The organism is Enterobacter cloacae complex sp. I3 (assembly GCF_014896175.1).
Lineage (GTDB): Bacteria > Pseudomonadota > Gammaproteobacteria > Enterobacterales > Enterobacteriaceae > Enterobacter > Enterobacter bugandensis.
Window position 1 is genome coordinate 58024 of sequence record NZ_JADBQZ010000019.1, and the last position, 19217, is coordinate 77240.

Annotated in this window: 20 protein-coding genes; 11 read left to right on the plus strand and 9 right to left on the minus strand. The window is 56.3% G+C overall.

From position 1 onward, the window contains the following. Positions 1-65 precede the first annotated feature (65 nt). On the plus strand, positions 66-914 hold the full coding sequence (rhaR, locus tag IM271_RS15840) for an HTH-type transcriptional activator RhaR (protein ID WP_193052851.1): 849 nt from the start codon (positions 66-68) through the stop codon (positions 912-914). Here rhaR and rhaT read toward each other — a convergent pair whose 3' ends face one another. Further along, a complete protein-coding gene (rhaT, locus tag IM271_RS15845) occupies positions 915-1949 on the minus strand; it encodes an L-rhamnose/proton symporter RhaT (protein ID WP_193052852.1) in 1035 nt (344 codons plus the stop codon). Positions 1950-2237: 288 nt separating this feature from the next. Here rhaT and sodA point away from each other — a divergent pair, with 288 nt between their 5' ends. Together sodA and yiiM are read left to right on the plus strand one after the other, a co-directional pair. After that, positions 2238-2858: a superoxide dismutase [Mn] gene (sodA, locus tag IM271_RS15850; protein ID WP_003861999.1), complete on the plus strand. Its 621-nt coding sequence runs from the start codon at positions 2238-2240 to the stop codon at positions 2856-2858. A 71-nt stretch (positions 2859-2929) separates the two neighbouring features. Beyond that, positions 2930-3604 carry a 6-hydroxyaminopurine reductase gene (yiiM, locus tag IM271_RS15855; protein ID WP_192972078.1) on the plus strand — a complete coding sequence of 225 codons (675 nt, stop codon included), beginning with the start codon at positions 2930-2932 and terminating at the stop codon, positions 3602-3604. A 52-nt stretch (positions 3605-3656) separates the two neighbouring features. Here the strand turns inward: yiiM and cpxA are convergent, their stop codons facing one another. Together cpxA and cpxR are read right to left on the minus strand one after the other, a co-directional pair. Continuing rightward, positions 3657-5030: an envelope stress sensor histidine kinase CpxA gene (gene cpxA, locus IM271_RS15860; RefSeq protein ID WP_003862003.1), complete on the minus strand. Its 1374-nt coding sequence runs from the start codon at positions 5028-5030 to the stop codon at positions 3657-3659. Then, complete coding sequence (cpxR, locus tag IM271_RS15865; protein WP_006179159.1) at positions 5027-5725, minus strand: envelope stress response regulator transcription factor CpxR; 699 nt, start codon at positions 5723-5725, stop codon at positions 5027-5029. Before cpxR ends, cpxA begins: the two co-directional genes overlap by 4 nt. Before the next feature lie 150 nt (positions 5726-5875). Here cpxR and cpxP point away from each other — a divergent pair, with 150 nt between their 5' ends. The 6 genes from cpxP (at position 5876) to IM271_RS15895 (ending at position 11919) form a co-directional block, all read left to right on the plus strand. Next, positions 5876-6382, plus strand: a complete 507-nt coding sequence (cpxP, locus tag IM271_RS15870; protein WP_028014854.1) for a cell-envelope stress modulator CpxP — start codon at positions 5876-5878, stop codon at positions 6380-6382. Between the two features lie 153 nt (positions 6383-6535). Next, positions 6536-7429, plus strand: a complete 894-nt coding sequence (fieF, locus tag IM271_RS15875) for a CDF family cation-efflux transporter FieF (RefSeq protein ID WP_028014853.1) — start codon at positions 6536-6538, stop codon at positions 7427-7429. A gap of 174 nt (positions 7430-7603) precedes the next feature. Continuing rightward, positions 7604-8566, plus strand: coding sequence for a 6-phosphofructokinase (gene pfkA, locus IM271_RS15880; RefSeq protein WP_028014852.1), 963 nt, complete (start codon positions 7604-7606; stop codon positions 8564-8566). Positions 8567-8700: 134 nt separating this feature from the next. Next, positions 8701-9690, plus strand: a complete 990-nt coding sequence (locus IM271_RS15885) for a sulfate ABC transporter substrate-binding protein (RefSeq protein WP_028014851.1) — start codon at positions 8701-8703, stop codon at positions 9688-9690. Between the two features lie 107 nt (positions 9691-9797). Next, on the plus strand, positions 9798-10541 hold the full coding sequence (locus tag IM271_RS15890) for a CDP-diacylglycerol diphosphatase (RefSeq protein WP_045630631.1): 744 nt from the start codon (positions 9798-9800) through the stop codon (positions 10539-10541). A gap of 73 nt (positions 10542-10614) precedes the next feature. Next, entirely contained in the window at positions 10615-11919 is a 1305-nt protein-coding gene (locus IM271_RS15895; RefSeq protein ID WP_028014849.1) for an SLC13 family permease, read from the plus strand. A 38-nt stretch (positions 11920-11957) separates the two neighbouring features. Here IM271_RS15895 and tpiA read toward each other — a convergent pair whose 3' ends face one another. Both tpiA and IM271_RS15905 read right to left on the minus strand, forming a co-directional pair. After that, positions 11958-12725: a triose-phosphate isomerase gene (tpiA, locus tag IM271_RS15900; protein WP_006808674.1), complete on the minus strand. Its 768-nt coding sequence runs from the start codon at positions 12723-12725 to the stop codon at positions 11958-11960. A gap of 111 nt (positions 12726-12836) precedes the next feature. Next, a complete protein-coding gene (locus tag IM271_RS15905; protein WP_041911791.1) occupies positions 12837-13433 on the minus strand; it encodes a DUF1454 family protein in 597 nt (198 codons plus the stop codon). Positions 13434-13545: 112 nt separating this feature from the next. On the opposite strand from IM271_RS15905, the gene IM271_RS15910 reads away from it, so the two are divergent. Beyond that, a complete protein-coding gene (locus tag IM271_RS15910) occupies positions 13546-13965 on the plus strand; it encodes a DUF805 domain-containing protein (protein ID WP_028014847.1) in 420 nt (139 codons plus the stop codon). Here the strand turns inward: IM271_RS15910 and fpr are convergent, their stop codons facing one another. From fpr to IM271_RS15930, 4 genes are all read right to left on the minus strand, one after another. Further along, on the minus strand, positions 13966-14712 hold the full coding sequence (gene fpr, locus IM271_RS15915; protein ID WP_047362494.1) for a ferredoxin--NADP(+) reductase: 747 nt from the start codon (positions 14710-14712) through the stop codon (positions 13966-13968). It lies immediately after the preceding gene. Positions 14713-14808: 96 nt separating this feature from the next. Beyond that, entirely contained in the window at positions 14809-15819 is a 1011-nt protein-coding gene (gene glpX, locus IM271_RS15920; protein WP_028014845.1) for a class II fructose-bisphosphatase, read from the minus strand. A gap of 123 nt (positions 15820-15942) precedes the next feature. Then, positions 15943-17451: a glycerol kinase GlpK gene (gene glpK / locus IM271_RS15925; protein ID WP_028014844.1), complete on the minus strand. Its 1509-nt coding sequence runs from the start codon at positions 17449-17451 to the stop codon at positions 15943-15945. 21 nt (positions 17452-17472) lie between these two features. Then, complete coding sequence (locus IM271_RS15930) at positions 17473-18318, minus strand: MIP/aquaporin family protein (protein WP_028014843.1); 846 nt, start codon at positions 18316-18318, stop codon at positions 17473-17475. Between the two features lie 398 nt (positions 18319-18716). On the opposite strand from IM271_RS15930, the gene zapB reads away from it, so the two are divergent. Further along, positions 18717-18956, plus strand: coding sequence for a septal ring assembly protein ZapB (gene zapB, locus IM271_RS15935; RefSeq protein WP_028014842.1), 240 nt, complete (start codon positions 18717-18719; stop codon positions 18954-18956). The last annotated feature ends 261 nt before the right edge of the window (positions 18957-19217 follow it).

Below are 19217 nucleotides of genomic sequence, written 5' to 3' on the forward strand. Positions count from 1 at the left end.
CAGTCACCGTTTTCAGGCCGCAAAAAAGCTAATAATGCCCGGTTATTCGCCGTAGAGGTTGTGGTGTGGCCGCTCAGTTGATTCTTCGCAAAGATGATTTTTTTGCCTCCGCGAGTCAGGCCGTCGCGGTGGCCGACCGTTACCCGCAAAATGTCTTTGCCGAGCACACCCATGAGTTCTGCGAGCTGGTGCTGGTGTGGCGCGGCAACGGCCTGCACGTCCTCAACGACCGGCCCTACCGCATCACGCGCGGGGATCTGTTTTACATTCGCGCCGAAGACAAACACGCCTACGCCTCGGTTAACGATCTGGTGTTGCAGAACGTCATCTACTGCCCTGACAGGCTTAAACTGAATGTCGACTGGGCGAGCAACATTCCGGGCATTCTGAATGCCGGAGGCGAACCGCACTGGCGCTTAAGCAGCAGCGGCATGGCTCAGGTGCGCCAGACGATTTCCCAGCTGGAGCAGGAGAGCCAGAAGAGCGACCCGGTGGCAAACCAGATGTCGGAGCTGCTTTTTGCCCAGCTGGTGATGACCCTGACGCGCCATCGTTACGCCACGGATAATCCTTCCGCCACCACGCAGGAAGCGCTGCTGGATAAGCTGATCGCCCGGCTTGCGGGCAGTCTGAACAAGAGTTTCGTGCTGGAAAAATTCTGCGAGCAGGAGCAGTGCAGCGAGCGCGCGCTGCGCCAGCAGTTCCGCACCCAGACGGGAATGACGATAAACCATTACCTGCGCCAGCTGCGCATCTGCCACGCCCAGTATCTGTTACAGCATACGGAGCTGATGGTCAGTGAAGTGGCGATGCGCTGCGGCTTTGAGGACAGTAACTACTTTTCGGTGGTGTTTAACCGTGAGGTGGGGATGACGCCGGTTCAGTGGCGTCATCGCAGTCGAAAAGCAGCGTAATCAGTTTGCCATGCCGAGGCCGACGATATTGGCCGCAATGATAATCACCACGCAGCCCAGGCTCAGTACGCCAACCGGACGACGTCCGGCGTTGTTCCACTCCTTCAGCACCAGCCCAACCAGCCCGCCGCACAGCACGTAGAAGCTCATGTGCAGCATCCAGCTTATGTAGTCGTACTGCGGCGGAATGCTGGCGTGGCCCCAGGCGTAGAAGAAGAATTGCAGATACCACATCAGGCCGCCGAGCGCGGAGAGCAGAACGTTGGTGAAGATAAGCGTTTTTGCCAGCGAGAAGTCGGCTTTTACCGACAGGTTATTCACTTTTGCCAGACGAATGAAGCAGAAGCCAAGGTTTACCAGCGCGCCGCCGCCCATGATCACCACGTAGCTTGGCAGGGCAACATACAGCGGGTCAACGCCCAGCGCCGCAGCGGCGTCGTGCATCGGTTTGGCGGCGTTCATGGCGAACGACATGCCCGCCGAGAAGACCCCGCACATCACCGCCAGCAGCAGCCCTTTCTTCAGGTTGAACTCTTCGGCCCTGATGCCCATTTCGCGTTCTTTTAGCTGGCCTGCGCGGGTGACGATCCCCACGCCGATCACCGCCACCAGCACGCCCAGCAGCGTCATTCGGCCGCCCTGGGTGTTGATCAGCACGTCGAAATGGCCGTTAAGAATGGGCGTCATCAGGGTGCCCACTATCAGCGTAATGCCAATCGCGATGCCGATACCCATCGACATCCCGAGGTAGCGCATGGTCAGGCCGTAGTTGATGTTGCCGATGCCCCACATCGCGCCGAACAGGAATACCGGCAGCAGGGTGGAGGCGTTGAAGGAGGAGAAGTAGCCCCAGAAATCGGGCAGCAGCATGGCGCTGATTGTCCACGGCAAAATCAGCCAGGACACGGTACCGCCAACGGACCACATGGTTTCCCACGACCAGCCTTTCACCTTTTTGAACGGGGCATAGAAACAGGCTGCACTGGCTGCGCCTATTAAATGCCAGAAGATACCCATCGTAATCGCATGATTCATTTTTACGTCCTCATCGTTTTTATAGCCGGAGGCTTCCCCCCGACTTGATGAGTGTAAAAATTAGGCTGTTCAGGAACCTTCAGAAGGTTGCCGCACTTTTGTTTTGAATGGCAATCAGCACGTTAAGCGCGTGAGCAGACTCACAATTCTTTTATTTCTCAAAAACCGAATAACCTTATAAAAACTACGGCATTGATAATCATTTTCAATATCATTTAATTAACTATAATGAACCAACTGCTTACGCGGCATTAACAGCTGTGCCGCCCGACAATAATGGAGAGGATTATGAGTTATACACTGCCATCCCTGCCGTATGCCTACGACGCACTGGAACCGCATTTCGACAAGCAGACGATGGAAATCCATCACACTAAACACCACCAGACCTACGTGAACAACGCGAATGCTGCGCTGGAAAGCCTGCCAGAGTTCGCTAATCTGCCTGTTGAAGAACTGATCACCAAGCTGGACCAGCTGCCAGCAGACAAGAAAACCGTACTGCGTAACAACGCGGGCGGTCACGCTAACCACAGCCTGTTCTGGAAAGGCCTGAAAACCGGCACCACCCTGCAGGGCGACCTGAAAGCGGCTATCGAGCGCGACTTCGGTTCCGTAGACAACTTCAAAGCGGAATTCGAAAAAGCCGCTGCAACCCGCTTCGGCTCTGGCTGGGCGTGGCTGGTTCTGAAAGGTGACAAGCTGGCAGTGGTTTCTACTGCTAACCAGGACTCCCCGCTGATGGGTGAAGCGATCTCTGGCGCATCCGGTTTCCCAATCCTGGGTCTGGACGTGTGGGAACACGCTTACTACCTGAAGTTCCAGAACCGTCGCCCTGACTACATCAAAGCGTTCTGGGATGTCGTGAACTGGGACGAAGCAGCAGCGCGTTTCGCCGCTAAAAAATAAGGTTGCATTGACGCCTGTGAGAAGCGAGTCTGATGACTCGCTTTTTTTGTATCTGCGTAATGGAGGCAGCGATGCATTACCCGGTGAACGTGTTTACAGGCAAGGTAAGGGAGTACGACGGCAGCCGCCCGAGCGCCATCGCCAAAGTGCAGGTCGACGGTGAGCTGTCGCTGACCGAGCTCGGGCTTGTGGGCGACCAGCAGGCCGAAAAGAAAATCCACGGCGGGCCCGATCGCGCGCTGTGCCACTATCCGCGCGAGCACTATCAGCACTGGAAAACCGAATTTCCTGAGCAGGCGGATCTCTTCGTCGCGCCCGCGTTTGGCGAAAATCTTTCAACGGAAGGGCTGACGGAAAAGAACGTCTTTATTGGCGATATTTACCGCTGGGGCGATGCTCTGATTCAGGTGACGCAGCCACGCTCACCGTGCTTTAAGCTCAACTACCATTTCGGGATTCAGGATATGTCGGCCCAGCTGCAAAACGCGGGCAAAACCGGCTGGCTGTATCGCGTTGTGCAGGCGGGACAGGTTTCGGCGGACGCGCCGCTTGAGCTCGCGTCGCGCGTGAGTGAGGTGTCGGTGTACGAGGCCTGCGCGATTGCCTGGCATATGCCGTTTGACGATGAACAGTATCATCGCCTGCTGTCGGCGGCGGGGTTGTCTACCAGTTGGACGAGAACGATGCAGAAGCGGCGTATAAGCGGGAAGATCGAGAGTAGTTCGCGGAGATTGTGGGGGAAATAGGTTCCGTAGAAAGTAGGCCGGGTAAGGCGAAGCCGCCACCCGGCACATACCGTTACGAACGCTTATACAGCGGCAGCCACAGCGTTAACCGCAGCCCGCCCAGCGGGCTGTCGTCGGCTTTCACCCAGCCGCGGTGCTGCTGCATGGCGGTTTCTACAATCGCCAGACCCAGCCCCGTACCGCCGGACTCACGGTCGCGCGCTTCGTCGGTGCGGTAGAACGGACGGAAAATCTGCTCGCGATCTTCCGGGCTGACGCCTGGACCATCGTCATCGACAATGACGGTGATCCCGTCTTTATCCACCGAAAACGCCACTTCAATCTTCGTGTGCGAGTAGCGCAGGGCGTTACGCACGATATTCTCCAGCGCGCTTTCCAGCGCGTTAGGGTTACCGTACAGCGGCCACGGGCCCGGCGGGAAGTTGACGGTGAACGATTTCCCCATCTGCTCCGCTTCGAAGGCCGCGTTATCCAGCACCTCGTGCCACAGGTGATTGGCTTTCACCGTTTCGCTCACCAGCGCGTTTTTCTGCTGGTTGCGCGACATCACCAGCAGATCGTTAATCATACTGTCCAGACGATGCGCTTCCGTTTCAATACGCTCCAGCTCTTTGCTCTCCCCGCTGCGGCGACGCAGCAGGGCGGTGCCCAGCTGTAAGCGCGTGAGCGGGGTGCGCAGCTCGTGTGAGATGTCCGACAGCAGGCGTTGCTGGGCCGTCATCATCCGATCAAGCGCGCTCACCATCTGGTTAAAGCTGGTGCCGGCGGCCAGAAACTCCTGCGGCCCGGATTCCAGCTCCGGATGCTGTCTGAGATTGCCTTGTGCAACTTCGTCCGCCGCGTTTTTCAGCTTACGCGCGGGTTTCGCCAGGCTCCACGCCAGCCATAACAGCAGCGGGGAACTGACCAGCATCGTGACGATCAGCAGCAGAAGCGGACGGTCAAACAGCAGGTTGATGAAGTCGGACTGGGAACTGCTCGCAGGGCGAATCAGGTAGAGCTGGTAGTTATCTTCCCCATCCCGTACCGAGAAAGGGCCGACCATCTCTACCCGACCATATTTCTTTTTCTGTGGGTGATCGGCGTTATCCGCCTGGCCAATAAAGTTGCGGATGATCTGCATTTCATTGCGATCGGCGCCAATCACGCGGCCTTCGCTGGTAACCAGCAAAAGACGTTGTCCTGGCGGCGCCCACTTGTCGATAGCGCGAAACAGCCTGCGCCACCACATTAAATCGTTCGGCGGATCGTTTGCCAGCTCCGCTTCCACGTGCTGCTCGATCATCACGCCCTGACGTTGCTCGCTGTCGAGCAGCTCCGTCATCTGGCGTGAGTCGAGTTTTGGCAACATCAAAACGAGCATTAAAACCAGTGCCAGCGTCAGCCAGAAGATGGCGAAGATGCGGGCGGTTAAGCTGCCTATCATGAAGCAGAAACCATCAGATAACCGCGACCACGCAGGGTTTTAAACCATGGGTGACCGTCTTTACGCTCCGGCAGCTTGCGGCGCAGGTTAGAGATGTGCATGTCGATGGCGCGGTCAAACGGCGTGAGGCGTTTGCCCAGCACTTCCTGGCTTAAATGTTCACGCGATACCACCTGGCCAAGATGTTGCGCCAGTAGATACAGCAGTGTGAACTCGGTGCCAGTAAGCTCCAGCGTCTGGCCGTCGAAGCTTGCTTCCTGACGGCCCGGGTTCAGGCTCAGGGAGTCCACTTCCAGCGTTGGCGAGCTGTTGTCGGTATTCTGTTGCTGCTCGCTCCAGTGGGAACGACGCAGGATCGCGCGAATACGGGCCACCAGTTCACGGTCGTTGAACGGCTTCGGTAAATAGTCATCCGCACCCAGCTCAAGGCCGAGAACGCGGTCAAGCTCGCTGCCGCGGGCGGTCAGCATGATAACGGGGGTCTGGTGTGTCTGGCGAAGCTCTTTCAGCGTATCAATACCGTTTTTCTTTGGCATCATTACGTCGAGCAAAAGTAGATCGATGCTGTCGTCAAGGAGACTCAGCGCCTGCTCGCCATCATGGGCAACCAGGACGTTGAAACCTTCCATGTCGAGCAACTCCTTTAAAAGGGATGTGAGCTCTCGGTCATCGTCAACTAACAGGATTTTATTCATTGTTTAAATACCTCCGAGGCAGAAATTACGACATCAAGGCTATCTAATCCATGACTTTACGTTGTTTTACACCCCCTGACGCATGTTTGCAGCCTGAATCGTAGACTGTCTCTCGTTGAATCGCGACACGAAAGATTTTGGGAGCAAGTGATGCGCAAAGTTACCGCTGCCGTCATGGCCTCAACGCTGGCGTTCAGTGCGTTTAGCCAGGCTGCTGTAGCTATCATCGGCGATAACGGTTCCTCGCAAGAGGGCGCAACGCAGCACAGCAGCCAAAGCCATATGTTTGACGGCATAAGTTTAACCGAACATCAGCGTCAACAGATGCGAGATCTGATGCAGAGGGCACGACACGACCAGCCCCCTGTTAATGTTAGCGAAATGGAGACAATGCATCGCCTTGTCACCGCAGAAAATTTTGACGAAAGCGCTGTTCGCGCTCAGGCCGAAAAAATGGCACAGGAACAGGTTGCCCGCCAGGTAGAAATGGCGAAGGTCCGCAACCAGATGTTCCACCTGCTAACGCCCGAGCAGCAAGCGGTTTTGAATGCCAAACATCAGCAGCGTATGGACCAGCTGCGTGAGGTTGCACGGATGCAGCGAAGCTCAGAAGCGACGTTTTTCAGTAGCAATAGCAGTACCCGTAGTAACCAGTAAACCCTGTTTTCCTTGCCATAGACACCATCCCTGTCTTCCCCCACATGATGTGGGGGTTTTTTTTGCCCCGCATTCTGATTTGTTAACCGTTTATTCATCCTTTGCCTCCCCATGCTTCCGTTATACTAGCGGCATGACATGACAGGAGCGTTTATGAATCAATCCTATGGAAGGCTGGTAAGCCGGGCCGCCATTGCGGCGACCGTCATGGCCTCTGGCCTGCTGCTGATCAAAATCTTTGCCTGGTGGTATACCGGCTCGGTCAGTATTCTGGCGGCGCTGGTGGATTCACTGGTCGATATCGCCGCCTCGCTGACCAACCTCCTGGTGGTACGTTACTCGCTGCAGCCGGCGGATGAAGAGCACACGTTTGGGCACGGCAAGGCGGAATCGCTCGCGGCGCTGGCGCAAAGTATGTTCATTTCTGGCTCTGCACTGTTCCTGTTTTTGACCGGTATCCAGCATCTGGTTTCGCCTTCACCGATGAACAATCCCGGTGTCGGCGTGGTCGTCACGGTCATTGCACTTATAAGCACACTTGTTCTGGTAACGTTCCAGCGCTGGGTCGTTCGCAAAACGCAAAGTCAGGCCGTACGGGCGGATATGCTTCATTATCAATCTGATGTTATGATGAATGGGGCTATTCTTATTGCGCTCGGTCTGGCCTGGTATGGCTGGCATCGGGCCGATGCGTTGTTTGCGTTAGGGATTGGTATCTATATTTTATATAGCGCCTTGCGGATGGGGTATGACGCGGTGCAATCACTGCTCGATCGCGCTCTTCCGGACTCAGAACGTAACGAAATTTTTTCTATCGTGACCTCCTGGCCCGGCGTCAGCGGTGCACACGATCTTCGAACGCGGCAGTCAGGGCCGACCCGCTTTATTCAGATTCATATTGAAATGGAAGACAACCTGCCACTGGTACAGGCTCACGTTATTGCTGAGCAGGTCGAGCAGGCGATTTTGCAGCGTTTTCCTGGTTCAGACGTCATCATTCACCAGGATCCCTGCTCGGTTGTACCCGGACATGTTGGGCTTTCGTAATTCGTTGTAAAAAAGTGAGCCAGGCCAGCATTTTGTGTATAAATTACCGCCATTTGGTCTGACCTGAATCAATTCAGCCAGAAGGGATTGATATACTATTTGCAGTATTCGTTGGTCGATAAGTTTCTTCCGGCAACAGATTTCAATTTTGCATTCCTAAGTTCAGAGGTAGTCATGATTAAGAAAATCGGTGTGTTGACAAGCGGCGGTGATGCGCCGGGCATGAACGCGGCAATTCGTGGGGTTGTCCGTGCAGCGCTGACGGAAGGTCTGGAAGTTTTTGGTATCTATGATGGTTACCTGGGTCTGTATGAAGACCGTATGGTTCAGCTCGACCGCTACAGCGTGTCTGACATGATCAACCGTGGCGGTACCTTCCTTGGGTCTGCGCGCTTCCCGGAATTCCGTGACGAACACATCCGTGAAGTGGCTATCGAGAACATGAAAAAGCGTGGTCTGGACGCGCTGGTCGTTATCGGCGGTGACGGCTCGTACATGGGTGCAAAACGTCTGACCGAAATGGGCTTCCCGTGCATCGGCCTGCCGGGCACCATCGACAACGACATCAAAGGCACTGACTACACCATCGGTTACTTCACCGCGCTGGGCACCGTTGTGGAAGCCATTGACCGCCTGCGTGACACCTCTTCTTCTCACCAGCGTATCTCTATCGTTGAAGTGATGGGCCGTTACTGCGGTGACCTGACCCTGGCAGCGGCTATCGCCGGTGGTTGTGAGTTTGTGGTGGTTCCTGAAGTGGAATTCAGCCGCGAAGATCTGGTTGCAGAAATCAAAGCCGGTATCGCGAAAGGTAAGAAACACGCGATTGTGGCTATCACCGAGCACATCTGTGACGTTGACGAGCTGGCGAAGTACATCGAAACCGAAACCAAACGCGAAACCCGCGCGACCGTTCTGGGCCACATCCAGCGCGGTGGTTCCCCTGGCCCGTACGACCGTATTCTGGCGTCCCGCATGGGCGCGTACGCTATCGAGCTGCTGCTGCAGGGCCACGGCGGCCGCTGCGTCGGTATTCAGAACGAACAGCTGGTTCACCATGACATCATCGACGCCATTGAAAACATGAAGCGTCCGTTCAAAGGTGACTGGCTGGACTGCGCGAAAAAACTGTACTGATCCTTCGAGCCCTCTTCTTTCTGAAGAGGGCTTTTATTCCTCCACGTTATAGCCAATCTTTTTTTATTCTTTAATCATCGATTCGCTTTCTGGCACGCTGCATTCATCAAAACACTACACAAGAGAGCTGGGCGATGAATAAATGGGGCGTGGGGTTAACATTATTGCTGGCATCGACCAGCGTGCTGGCAAAGGACATTCAACTTCTCAACGTGTCGTACGACCCGACGCGTGAGTTGTACGATCAATACAACAAAGCCTTCGCGGCGCACTGGAAGCAGGAAACCGGCGATAACGTGGTGGTTCGCCAGTCGCACGGTGGCTCTGGTAAGCAGGCGACATCGGTGATTAACGGTATTGAAGCCGACGTGGTTACCCTGGCGCTGGCCTATGATGTCGACGCTATCGCCGAGCGTGGCCGTATCGACAAAAACTGGATCAAACGCCTGCCGGACAACTCCGCGCCATACACCTCGACCATTGTCTTCCTGGTGCGTAAAGGCAACCCGAAACAGATTAAGGACTGGAACGACCTGATCAAACCGGGCGTTTCTGTGATTACCCCGAACCCGAAAAGCTCCGGCGGGGCACGCTGGAACTACCTGGCGGCCTGGGGCTACGCGCTGCACCACAACAACGGTGACCAGGCTAAAGCACAGGAGTTCGTCAAATCCCTGTACAAAAACGTTGAAGTGCTGGACTCCGGCGCGCGCGGTGCCACTAACACCTTCGTCGAGCGCGGAATTGGCGACGTGCTTATTGCCTGGGAAAACGAAGCCCTGCTGGCGACCCACGAACTGGGTAAAGACAAGTTTGAGATCGTGACTCCGAGCGAATCCATCCTCGCCGAGCCGACCGTTTCCGTGGTCGATAAGGTCGTTGATAAGAAAGGCACCAAAGCGGTGGCGGAAGCCTACCTGAAGTATCTCTACTCGCCGGAAGGCCAGGAAATCGCGGCGAAGAACTTCTATCGTCCACGCGATGCGGCTGTCGCGAAGAAATACGACAGCGAATTCCCGAAACTGAAGCTCTTCACCATTGATGATGTGTTCGGCGGCTGGACGAAAGCGCAGAAAGAGCACTTCTCTAATGGCGGCACCTTCGACCAGATTAGCCAGCGTTAACGGTTAGCAAACGACACGGCGACCCGGTGTGAGAAATCCACCGGGTTTTTTATTTGGTCATCATTTTGCGTTACTCTTTTGCCTCTATTGAAAACAGGGAACGCGTTGTGAAAAAAATTATCTTATTGATCCTGATTGTCATCGCCCTTGCCGCAGGTGGCGTGTACTGGATAAAAGCGGGTAATCCGAATGCGTTGCGCCATATCGTCCTCGACCAGTGTCTGCCTAATCAGCTGCAACACCGTAACCCGGCACCCTGCGCGCAGGTGAAGCCTGATGCGGGCTATGTAGTATTTAAGGACCGCAACGGGCCGCTGCAGTATCTGCTGATGCCAACGTATCGCATCAACGGCACCGAAAGCCCGCTCCTGACCGAGCCTCATACGCCAAACTTCTTCTGGCTGGCGTGGCAGTCGCGCAGCTTTATGACCCTGAAGCGTGGCTCTGAAGTGCCGGACAGCGCTATTTCGCTGACGATTAACTCACCGACCGGACGCACGCAAAACCATTTCCATATCCATATCTCCTGCCTGCGCCCGGACGTGCGCGAGAAGCTCAACGCGGCGCAGGGAGATATCAGCACCCAGTGGCTACCGTTCCCGGGTGGGCTGGAAGGGCATGAGTACCTCGCACGCCGGGTGACGGAGAATGAACTGGTCCAGCGCAGCCCGTTTATGATGCTGGCTGAAGAGCTGCCGGAAGCGCGCGACCATATGGGACGCTTCGCGCTGGCGATGGCGCAGCAGTCGGATGGTTCGTTTGTTTTGCTGGCGACCGAGCGTAACCTGCTCACGCTTAACCGCGCGTCGGCAGAGGAATTGCAGGATCATCAATGCGCTATCCTGAAGTAACCCCACTATAAATCGCGTTTACTCAGGCTGCCTGTCACCGTAGACTTGCTGAAAAAATCTACAGGAGACAGGTATGTCGCTCTGGTTAACGCATCCTCTGCTGCTGCCCTCGCTGATCGTCGGCGTCACCATCGTGCTGTGGGCGACGTCGCTGTTGCCGGAATTTATCACCGCGCTGCTGTTTTTCACGGCGGCGATGACCGCCAGAATCGCCCCGCCGGAGGTGATTTTTGGCGGTTTTGCCTCGTCGGCTTTCTGGCTGGTCTTCAGCGGCTTTGTGCTCGGCGTGGCGATCCGTAAAACCGGCCTGGCGGACAGGGCCGCCCGGGCGCTGTCGGCAAAGCTCACTGACTCCTGGATGCTGATGGTGGCGAGCGTGGTATTGCTCAGCTACGCGCTGGCGTTTGTGATGCCGTCAAACATGGGGCGTATTGCGCTGCTGATGCCGATTGTCGCGGCGATGGCGAAACGCGCCGGTATCGCCGACGGATCCCGCGCCTGGTTCGGCCTTGCGCTGGCAGTCGGCTTCGGTACCTTCCAGCTCTCGGCCACCATTCTGCCCGCCAACGTGCCTAACCTGGTCATGAGCGGCGCGGCGGAAGGCTCGTATGGCATTCACCTGAACTATGTCCCGTATCTGCTGCTGCACACGCCGGTGCTCGGTATTCTCAAAGGCCTGATTCTGATTGGTCTCATCTGCTGGCTGTTCCCCGGCAGCCCGAAACCGGCGAAGGATTTCACGCTGTCTGAACCGATGGGGCGTGACGAAAAACGACTCGCCTGGCTGCTGGTGGTGGTGCTGATGATGTGGGTGACGGAGAGCTGGCACGGCGTGGGGCCGGCGTGGACGGGGCTGGCGGCCTCGATTATCGTTATGCTGCCGCGCATTGGTTTTATCACCGGCGAGGAGTTCTCGGCGGGGGTAAATATGCGCACCTGCATTTACGTTGCGGGTATTCTCGGGCTGGCGATCGTCGTGACGCAAACGGGTATCGGAGCGGCCGTAGGCGAGGCGCTGCTGCGCATAATGCCGCTGGATGCGGACAAACCATTCACCAGCTTCCTGGCGCTGACCGGAATTACTACGGCACTCAACTTCATTATGACTGCCAACGGCGTTCCGGCGCTGTACACCACGCTGGCGCAGAGCTTCTCGGATGCGACCGGTTTCCCGCTGCTGTCGGTGATCATGATTCAGGTACTGGGCTATTCCACGCCGCTGCTGCCGTATCAGGCGTCGCCGATTGTGGTGGCGATGGGGCTAGGAAAGGTGCCTGCAAGGGCGGGGATGGTGCTCTGCCTGGCGCTGGCGATTGCGACGTATCTGGTGCTGCTGCCGCTGGATTATCTGTGGTTTAGCGTGTTAGGGCGTTTGTAGCGGCGGGTAAGCGCAAGCGCCACCCGCCACAAAGGCCATTACGCCTGTTTAGCCGCTTCTGCCGCTTTAACGATCACCGCGAAAGCGTCCGCTTTCAGGGATGCACCGCCAACCAGCGCGCCATCGATATCTGGCTGGGTGAACAGCTCAGCAGCGTTGGAGGCGTTTACGGAGCCGCCGTACTGGATGATCACTTGCTCAGCCACTTTCGCGTCGGCTTTAGCAATGTGGTCACGGATGAATTTGTGAACTGCCTGAGCCTGCGCAGGGGTAGCAGATTTGCCGGTACCGATCGCCCAGACTGGCTCGTAAGCGATAACCGCGCCTTCGAACGCTGCCGCGCCCTGCGTTTTCAGCACGGCGTCGATCTGACGTGCACACACTTCTTCGGTTTTGCCCGCTTCGTTTTCCGCTTCGGTTTCACCGATGCACAGAACCGGGATCAGACCCTGCTCTTTCAGCACGGCAAATTTCTTCGCGATGAACTCGTCAGATTCTTTGTGGTAGGTGCGACGCTCGGAGTGGCCGATGATGATGTATTTCGCGCCGATATCTTTCAGCATTTCAGCGGAAGTTTCACCGGTGAACGCGCCAGACAGGTTAACGTCAACGTTCTGCGCGCCCAGCACGATGTGGCTGCCGTCAGCGGCACGTTTAGCCAGATCCAGGTACATATCCGGCGGAGCGATAGCAACCGCGCAGCCGGTCACGCCAGCCAGCTCTTTACGCAGGTTTGCAACCAGTTCGTTTACCATGTGGCGGCTGCCGTTCAGTTTCCAGTTACCCATCACTAAAGGATGTCGCATTTCAATTCTCCACGCTAAATAAGCGAATTAAGGAATATGGCCGCCCTGTCGGGCAGCATGGTCTGTGAATCAGTATAGAGATTTTCCCTCGAAAGGCTTTGCTTTTTGTCATTAATTGGCCCCGCCAAGGGTGTCAGATAGCGCCAGCTTAATCGGTTCAACGGCGAAGGTCAGTCCTTTTTCGCCGTTATCCGCCACTACATAGCGAATCGCGCCTTCGGTTGTGGCGTAGTACCGCTTGTTTTTACCGGCGGCCAGCAGCTTTTGCAGCTTTTGCTGGCTCTGCTTTTTCGTCAGCGCAGGCGTAAACGCCTGCAGCACCGCGCTCATGTAATCAAGCGCCTTCGATTTAGCCGCTTTTTGCTCTGGCCCCTGAATCGGTAGCCAGGTGATTTGCATGCTTTTGATTTTTAACGTACCGCGCTCCAGCGCCGTGGAAGCATACAAATTCTCGTTAATCTTGCTCGCTGCACGGGTCAGTGTAGGGGTATCGCGCGAGCTATCAATGGCGCGAAACTCATCCAGCGGCAGCCCTGGGTTGGCCTGATTGAAAGCTTCGCGAAACTGGCTGATGGACTGATCGAAAGACGGTGCGCCCGCCAGCAAATACGGCGCAGTGGTGGGGGCCGCGGTGTTGGCGGCATGCAGCGGAAAACCCGCGCCGAGCATCGCTAAACACAGGAAAAGAGAATGTGCCGAATTTTTCATCAACATTGCACCTGGCCGTAAGTGCTCATGATTAAAACGATATCTGGTCGGCTTGTCAAAAGGTCACAACTCCAGGGTAAAATGCGGGCTAAACGATAATAAGGAACCTTACATGACCATACAGCAGTGGCTGTTTTCATTCAAAGGGCGTATTGGACGCCGTGATTTCTGGGTCTGGATGGTGACGTGGGTCGTCGCCATGCTGCTTCTTTTTTTCGTTGCCTACAACGCCTGGCTGAGCACGCAAACGGCGGCATTTGCACTGGTCTGCCTGCTATGGCCAACGGCGGCCGTCGTGGTGAAACGCCTGCACGATCGCGGCCGCTCCGGCGCGTGGGCATTTTTGATCATACTGGCGTGGATGCTGGTGGCAGGGAACTGGGCGATGCTGCCTTCCATCCTGCCGTGGGTCGTGGGCAGGCTGCTGCCGTCGGTCATCTTCGTGATGATGATTGTCGATCTGGGCGCGTTTATCGGCACCCAGAGCGAAAATAAATACGGTAAAGATACCGTCGAGGTGAAATACCGCTGATCACCAGTAGTGTTCGGCGGTCATATGGCCCGGCCGGCGGCGAAGATGTTTCGTCATCTGCCGGGTATCCTTCAGAAGCTGCTGCGTGTCCCGGACCATCTGCGGGTTACCGCACAGCATGACGTGGCTGGTTTCGGCCGTCATCGGTAAACCCACTGCGTCTTCCAGTGCGCCGCTCTCAATTAACGCCGGTACGCGACCGGTAAGCGCTCCTGCTACGGTTTCGCGGCTGACTACCGTCTGAATCTTTAACTTTCCGCCGTACTGCTGTTCCAGCGCCTGCATCTGCGGGAGATAGCTTAAATCTGCGGCATAGCGCGCGGCGTGCACCAGCACGATGTTTTTGAAGCGCTCCAGATCCTTACCGTACTGCAAGATAGAGAGATACGGACCGATGGCCGTGCCGGTTGCCAGCATCCAGAGCGTGTCACAGTCAGGGATCTCTTCAAGCACAAAGAAGCCTGCCGCTTCGCTCACAATCTGCACATCGTCGCCGGGCTTAAGGGCGGCAAGGCGCGGGCTGAGCTTACCGTCAGGAACGGTGACCAGATAGAACTCGAGGTCCGGGTTATCCGGCGCGTTAACGTAAGAGTAGGCGCGCTGCACGCGCTCGCCGTCGACATCCAGACCCAGCTTGGCAAATTGCCCGGCCTTAAACGGATGAACGGGAGCATGCAGGGTGAGACTAAATAGCGCATCGGTCCAGAATTCTATCTTTGTGACTTTACCTGTTACCCAGTCCGCCATGATCTTCTCCTGTGCTGTTTCTCTGTTCTATCTTCCGTACTTGTGGGAAACATTTCCAGCCCCTTCGGGCCGGAAAGCTCTATCGATCAAACGGTTTTACAGAATATGCGTCTGCACGTCCGGGTCTTTACGGTCGAGATAGTGAATGGACTGAATGCGTCGGATGGTGCGTGATTTACCGCGGATCAGCAGCGTTTCGGTGGTCGCCATGTTGCCCTTGCGGGTGATGCCGTCCAGCAGATCGCCTTTGGTGATGCCGGTTGCAGAGAAGACGACGTTATCGCTGCGCGCCATGTCGTTCAGCGCCAGTACTTTATTGGCTTCGATGCCCATCGCTGCGCAGCGCGCCAGCTCGTCCTCACCGATACGACGGTTTTCGTCGCTGTCGCCTTTCACCTCATGGCGCGGCAGAAGACGCGCCTGCATATCGCCGTCCAGCGCGCGGATCACCGCCGCAGAGACCACGCCTTCCGGCGCGCCGCCGATGCCGTAAAGCACGTCGACTTCGCTGTCCGGCATGCAGGTCAGAATAGACGCGGCAACGTCGCCATCCGGAATGGCAAACACGCGCACGCCGAGTGCCTGCAGATAAGAGATGGTGGCGTCGTGGCGCGGTTTCGCCAGAATGGTCACGGTGAGTTCGTTGAGCGGTTTAGCCAGCGCCGCCGCGATATTGCGCAGGTTGGCGTCCAGCGGCAGGCTGAGATCGATTGCGCCTTTCGCACCAGGGCCGACAATCAGCTTTTCCATGTACATGTCTGGCGCGTTGAGGAAGCAGCCTTTATCGCCCACGGCCAGCACCGCCAGGGCGTTGGCCTGGCCCATCGCCGTCATGCGCGTGCCTTCGATCGGGTCCACCGCGATATCCACCGCATCGCCTTTGCCGGTCCCGACCTTTTCACCGATGTAGAGCATCGGCGCTTCGTCGATCTCGCCTTCACCGATGACGATAGTGCCGTCGATGTTGACCTGGTTAAGCACAATGCGCATGGCGTGGACAGCCGCGCCATCTGCGGTATTTTTGTCGCCACGACCCAGCCATTTATAGCCTGCAAGGGCGGCTGCTTCGGTGACGCGGGAAAACTCGATAGCAAGTTCACGTTTCATGAGGGACTCGTACAATCAAAAGGAATTGCACGAAGTTTATCACAGAGTGGGGAGGGGGGAGGGGACCGGTGCTGTTGGAGCCCCTCACCCTAACCCTCTCCCCAGGGGAGAGGGAATATTGGCTTACTCTTCGTGCTCTTCCCACGCCAGGGCGCGTTTCACCGCTTTCTTCCAGCCGCTGTAGCGGTAGTTGCGCTCGGTGGTTTCGATGCCAGGGCGGAATTCGCGTTCGATGACCGCTTTCTCCTGCAACTCGTCCAGGTTCTGCCAGAAGCCTACCGCGAGACCCGCAAGATACGCCGCGCCCAGTGCCGTCACTTCACGTACTTCAGGGCGCTCAACGCGGGTGCCCAGAATGTCGGACTGGAACTGCATCAGGAAGTTGTTGGCCACCGCGCCGCCGTCTACGCGCAGGGCGTGCAGACGAATGCCGGAGTCTGCCTGCATCGCTTCCAGCACGTCACGCGTCTGGTAGGCGATGGATTCCAGGGTCGCACGAATGATGTGGTTTGAGTTCACACCACGCGTCAGGCCGAAAATTGCGCCGCGGGCATACGGGTCCCAGTACGGTGCGCCCAGACCGGTGAACGCTGGCACCACGTACACGCCGTTGGTGTCTTTCACTTTGGTCGCGAAGTACTCGGAGTCAAACGCATCGCTGATCAGCTTCATCTCGTCGCGCAGCCACTGAATAGATGCGCCCGCCATAAACACCGCACCTTCCAGGGCATAGTTCACCTCGCCGCGCGGGCCGCAGGCGATGGTGGTCAGCAGGCCGTTTTCTGATTTCACCGCTTTCTCGCCGGTGTTCATCAGCATAAAGCAGCCGGTGCCGTAGGTGTTCTTCGCCATCCCTTCCTTGACGCACAGCTGGCCGAACAGCGCCGCCTGCTGGTCACCGGCGATACCGGCGATAGGAATACGGGTGCCGCCTTTACCGCCGATGTTGGTCTGGCCGTAGACTTCAGACGACTTACGCACTTCAGGCAGCATCGCGCGCGGAATATCCAGCGCGTCCAGCATCTTGTCATCCCACTCCAGGGTGTTGATGTTGAACAGCATGGTGCGCGAGGCGTTAGTGTAGTCAGTAACGTGGACACGTCCCTGAGTCATCTTCCAGATAAGCCAGGTATCAACGGTACCGAACAGCAGCTCGCCGCGTTTTGCACGCTCGCGTGAACCTTCCACGTGGTCGAGGATCCACTTCACTTTGGTGCCGGAGAAGTACGGGTCAACCACCAGGCCGGTGGCGCTACGCACGTACTCTTCCATCCCGTCACGCTTAAGCTGTTCGCAGATCTCTGACGTACGGCGGCACTGCCAGACGATGGCGTTGTAAATCGGCTTACCGGTTTCGCGTTCCCACACCACGGTGGTTTCACGCTGGTTGGTGATACCAATCGCGGCGATTTCGTCGGAACTGATGTCGGCTTTCGCCAGCACTTCCACCAGCGTGGAGCTTTGTGACGCCCAGATCTCCATCGGGTCGTGTTCTACCCAGCCTGGACGAGGATAAATTTGCTCAAATTCGCGCTGTGACACGCTGACGATATTCGCGTCATGATCCATTACGACAGCGCGGGAGCTGGTAGTGCCCTGGTCGAGCGCAACGATATATTTTTTTTCGGTCATGGTATGTGTCCCGTAGTCAGATTACAGCGAAGCTTTTTGTTGTGCGGTAGAAGTCGTTTCCTTCTCCTCTTCCACACAGGTGTCGCACGGTAAGTGGCGACCAATTAATTTGCGATAGCCAAATGCACCCAGTGCCGCCCCTACGACTGGTCCGAACAGCGGTACCAGGAAGTAAGGAATATCTTTGCCGCCGGTGAAAGCCACGTCGCCCCATCCTGCAAAGAAGGCGAAGGTTTTTGGACCCAGGTCACGCGCCGGGTTCATCGCAAACCCTGTTAACGGCCCCATGGATGCACCGATGACGGCGATCAGCAGGCCAATCAGCAATGGCGCCAGCGGGCCACGCGGAATGCCGTTACCATCATCGCCCAAAGCCATAATGACGCCCATCAGAATAGCGGTAATCACCATTTCAACTGCGAACGCCTGCACAAAATTGATATGCGGGTTAGGGTAGGTTGAGAAGATGCCTGCCAGATCCAGACTTTCGACGCTGCCGCGCACCATATGATGCGTCTGTTCGAAGTCGATGAAAAGATTGTAATAAAGCCCGTAAACTAACGCCGCTGCGCAAAACGCGCCGGCAAATTGAGAAATAATGAAGGGAACAACTTTGCGTCCGTCGAAGCACGCGAACAGCCACAGTGCGATAGTCACCGCCGGGTTAAGATGTGCGCCAGAGACCCCTGCAGTCAGGTAGATGGCCATCGCCACGCCCAGACCCCAGATGATACTGATTTCCCACTGACCAAAACTGGCACCCGCCACTTTCAGTGCAGCGACACAGCCCACTCCGAAGAATATCAACAACCCGGTACCAAGGAACTCGGCAATGCACTGGCCTTTTAAGGTTGATGTCTGACTCATAATCGGAATCCTGAAGAAATTGATGTTTATTGTTAGCGTGGCCGCCCGTGACAGCCACGATGCCCTGTAGACATAGTGTTAATTTATCGTTAACGAGCAAAAACGAGAAATATCGAAATTAAAATGTGTGGTCTGTGTCAATAAAATGAGCGTTTTCGCGCCATAAAGCGCGTTTTTGCATCAGTCGCGCACGGTGAGCTGAATCATTTTTTTAACGAATGGGTTAACAACTTAGAGGTATATGCCGCGAACGCACCAGGACGAGGCCGAAAAGTGTTGCAAACCGCGATCTGCGTGGCATGCCGCTGGACAGGGGCGACTGCGCTCCATACAATCGGAACATATGTTGTGCGCGTTTACGTTAAAGCGTCGCCTTGCAATTCAGGAGAGGTAGGATCATGTCTTTAGAAGTGTTTGAGAAACTGGAAGCGAAAGTACAGCAGGCGATTGACACCATCACGCTGCTGCAGATGGAAATTGAAGAGCTGAAAGAGAAGAACAACAGCCTGGCGCAGGAAGTTCAGAACGCTCAGCACGGCCGCGAAGAACTGGAGCGCGAAAACAACCAGCTGCGCGAACAGCAGAACGGCTGGCAGGATCGCCTGCAGGCGCTGCTGGGACGTATGGAAGAAGTCTGATTCCCACTGGGATGAACTGAACAGGCCGGGTAAGGCGACGCCGCTACCCGGCTTTTTTTATGGTTCTCGCTGACTGACATCCAACCATAAAAAAGGCCGCCCAAGGCGGCCTTAACGCTACTTGTCCTGCGCTGTCGTGGTAAACGCAACAAACCCGATCGGTTCATCACTTTTTACAACGAGTACGCTGGCGACAATGAACGCGATACATAAATAGCGTTTCATTATGCGGTCCCTGCGGCTAACCGCTCCACCGTTCAC

What these genes read in the sequence shown, in the direction of transcription:
- cpxP (WP_028014854.1), top strand. Translation starts at nt 5,876, where the DNA reads ATGCGCAAAGTTACCGCTGCCGTCATGGCCTCAACGCTGGCGTTCAGT.
- rhaT (WP_193052852.1), bottom strand. Translation starts at nt 1,949, where the DNA reads ATGAATCATGCGATTACGATGGGTATCTTCTGGCATTTAATAGGCGCA.
- cpxR (WP_006179159.1), bottom strand. Translation starts at nt 5,725, where the DNA reads ATGAATAAAATCCTGTTAGTTGACGATGACCGAGAGCTCACATCCCTT.
- IM271_RS15905 (WP_041911791.1), bottom strand. Translation starts at nt 13,433, where the DNA reads ATGAAAAATTCGGCACATTCTCTTTTCCTGTGTTTAGCGATGCTCGGC.
- glpX (WP_028014845.1), bottom strand. Translation starts at nt 15,819, where the DNA reads ATGAAACGTGAACTTGCTATCGAGTTTTCCCGCGTCACCGAAGCAGCC.
- IM271_RS15885 (WP_028014851.1), top strand. Translation starts at nt 8,701, where the DNA reads ATGAATAAATGGGGCGTGGGGTTAACATTATTGCTGGCATCGACCAGC.
- glpK (WP_028014844.1), bottom strand. Translation starts at nt 17,451, where the DNA reads ATGACCGAAAAAAAATATATCGTTGCGCTCGACCAGGGCACTACCAGC.
- fpr (WP_047362494.1), bottom strand. Translation starts at nt 14,712, where the DNA reads ATGGCGGACTGGGTAACAGGTAAAGTCACAAAGATAGAATTCTGGACC.
- cpxA (WP_003862003.1), bottom strand. Translation starts at nt 5,030, where the DNA reads ATGATAGGCAGCTTAACCGCCCGCATCTTCGCCATCTTCTGGCTGACG.
- IM271_RS15930 (WP_028014843.1), bottom strand. Translation starts at nt 18,318, where the DNA reads ATGAGTCAGACATCAACCTTAAAAGGCCAGTGCATTGCCGAGTTCCTT.
- sodA (WP_003861999.1), top strand. Translation starts at nt 2,238, where the DNA reads ATGAGTTATACACTGCCATCCCTGCCGTATGCCTACGACGCACTGGAA.
- IM271_RS15910 (WP_028014847.1), top strand. Translation starts at nt 13,546, where the DNA reads ATGACCATACAGCAGTGGCTGTTTTCATTCAAAGGGCGTATTGGACGC.
- IM271_RS15895 (WP_028014849.1), top strand. Translation starts at nt 10,615, where the DNA reads ATGTCGCTCTGGTTAACGCATCCTCTGCTGCTGCCCTCGCTGATCGTC.
- zapB (WP_028014842.1), top strand. Translation starts at nt 18,717, where the DNA reads ATGTCTTTAGAAGTGTTTGAGAAACTGGAAGCGAAAGTACAGCAGGCG.
- tpiA (WP_006808674.1), bottom strand. Translation starts at nt 12,725, where the DNA reads ATGCGACATCCTTTAGTGATGGGTAACTGGAAACTGAACGGCAGCCGC.
- fieF (WP_028014853.1), top strand. Translation starts at nt 6,536, where the DNA reads ATGAATCAATCCTATGGAAGGCTGGTAAGCCGGGCCGCCATTGCGGCG.
- yiiM (WP_192972078.1), top strand. Translation starts at nt 2,930, where the DNA reads ATGCATTACCCGGTGAACGTGTTTACAGGCAAGGTAAGGGAGTACGAC.
- pfkA (WP_028014852.1), top strand. Translation starts at nt 7,604, where the DNA reads ATGATTAAGAAAATCGGTGTGTTGACAAGCGGCGGTGATGCGCCGGGC.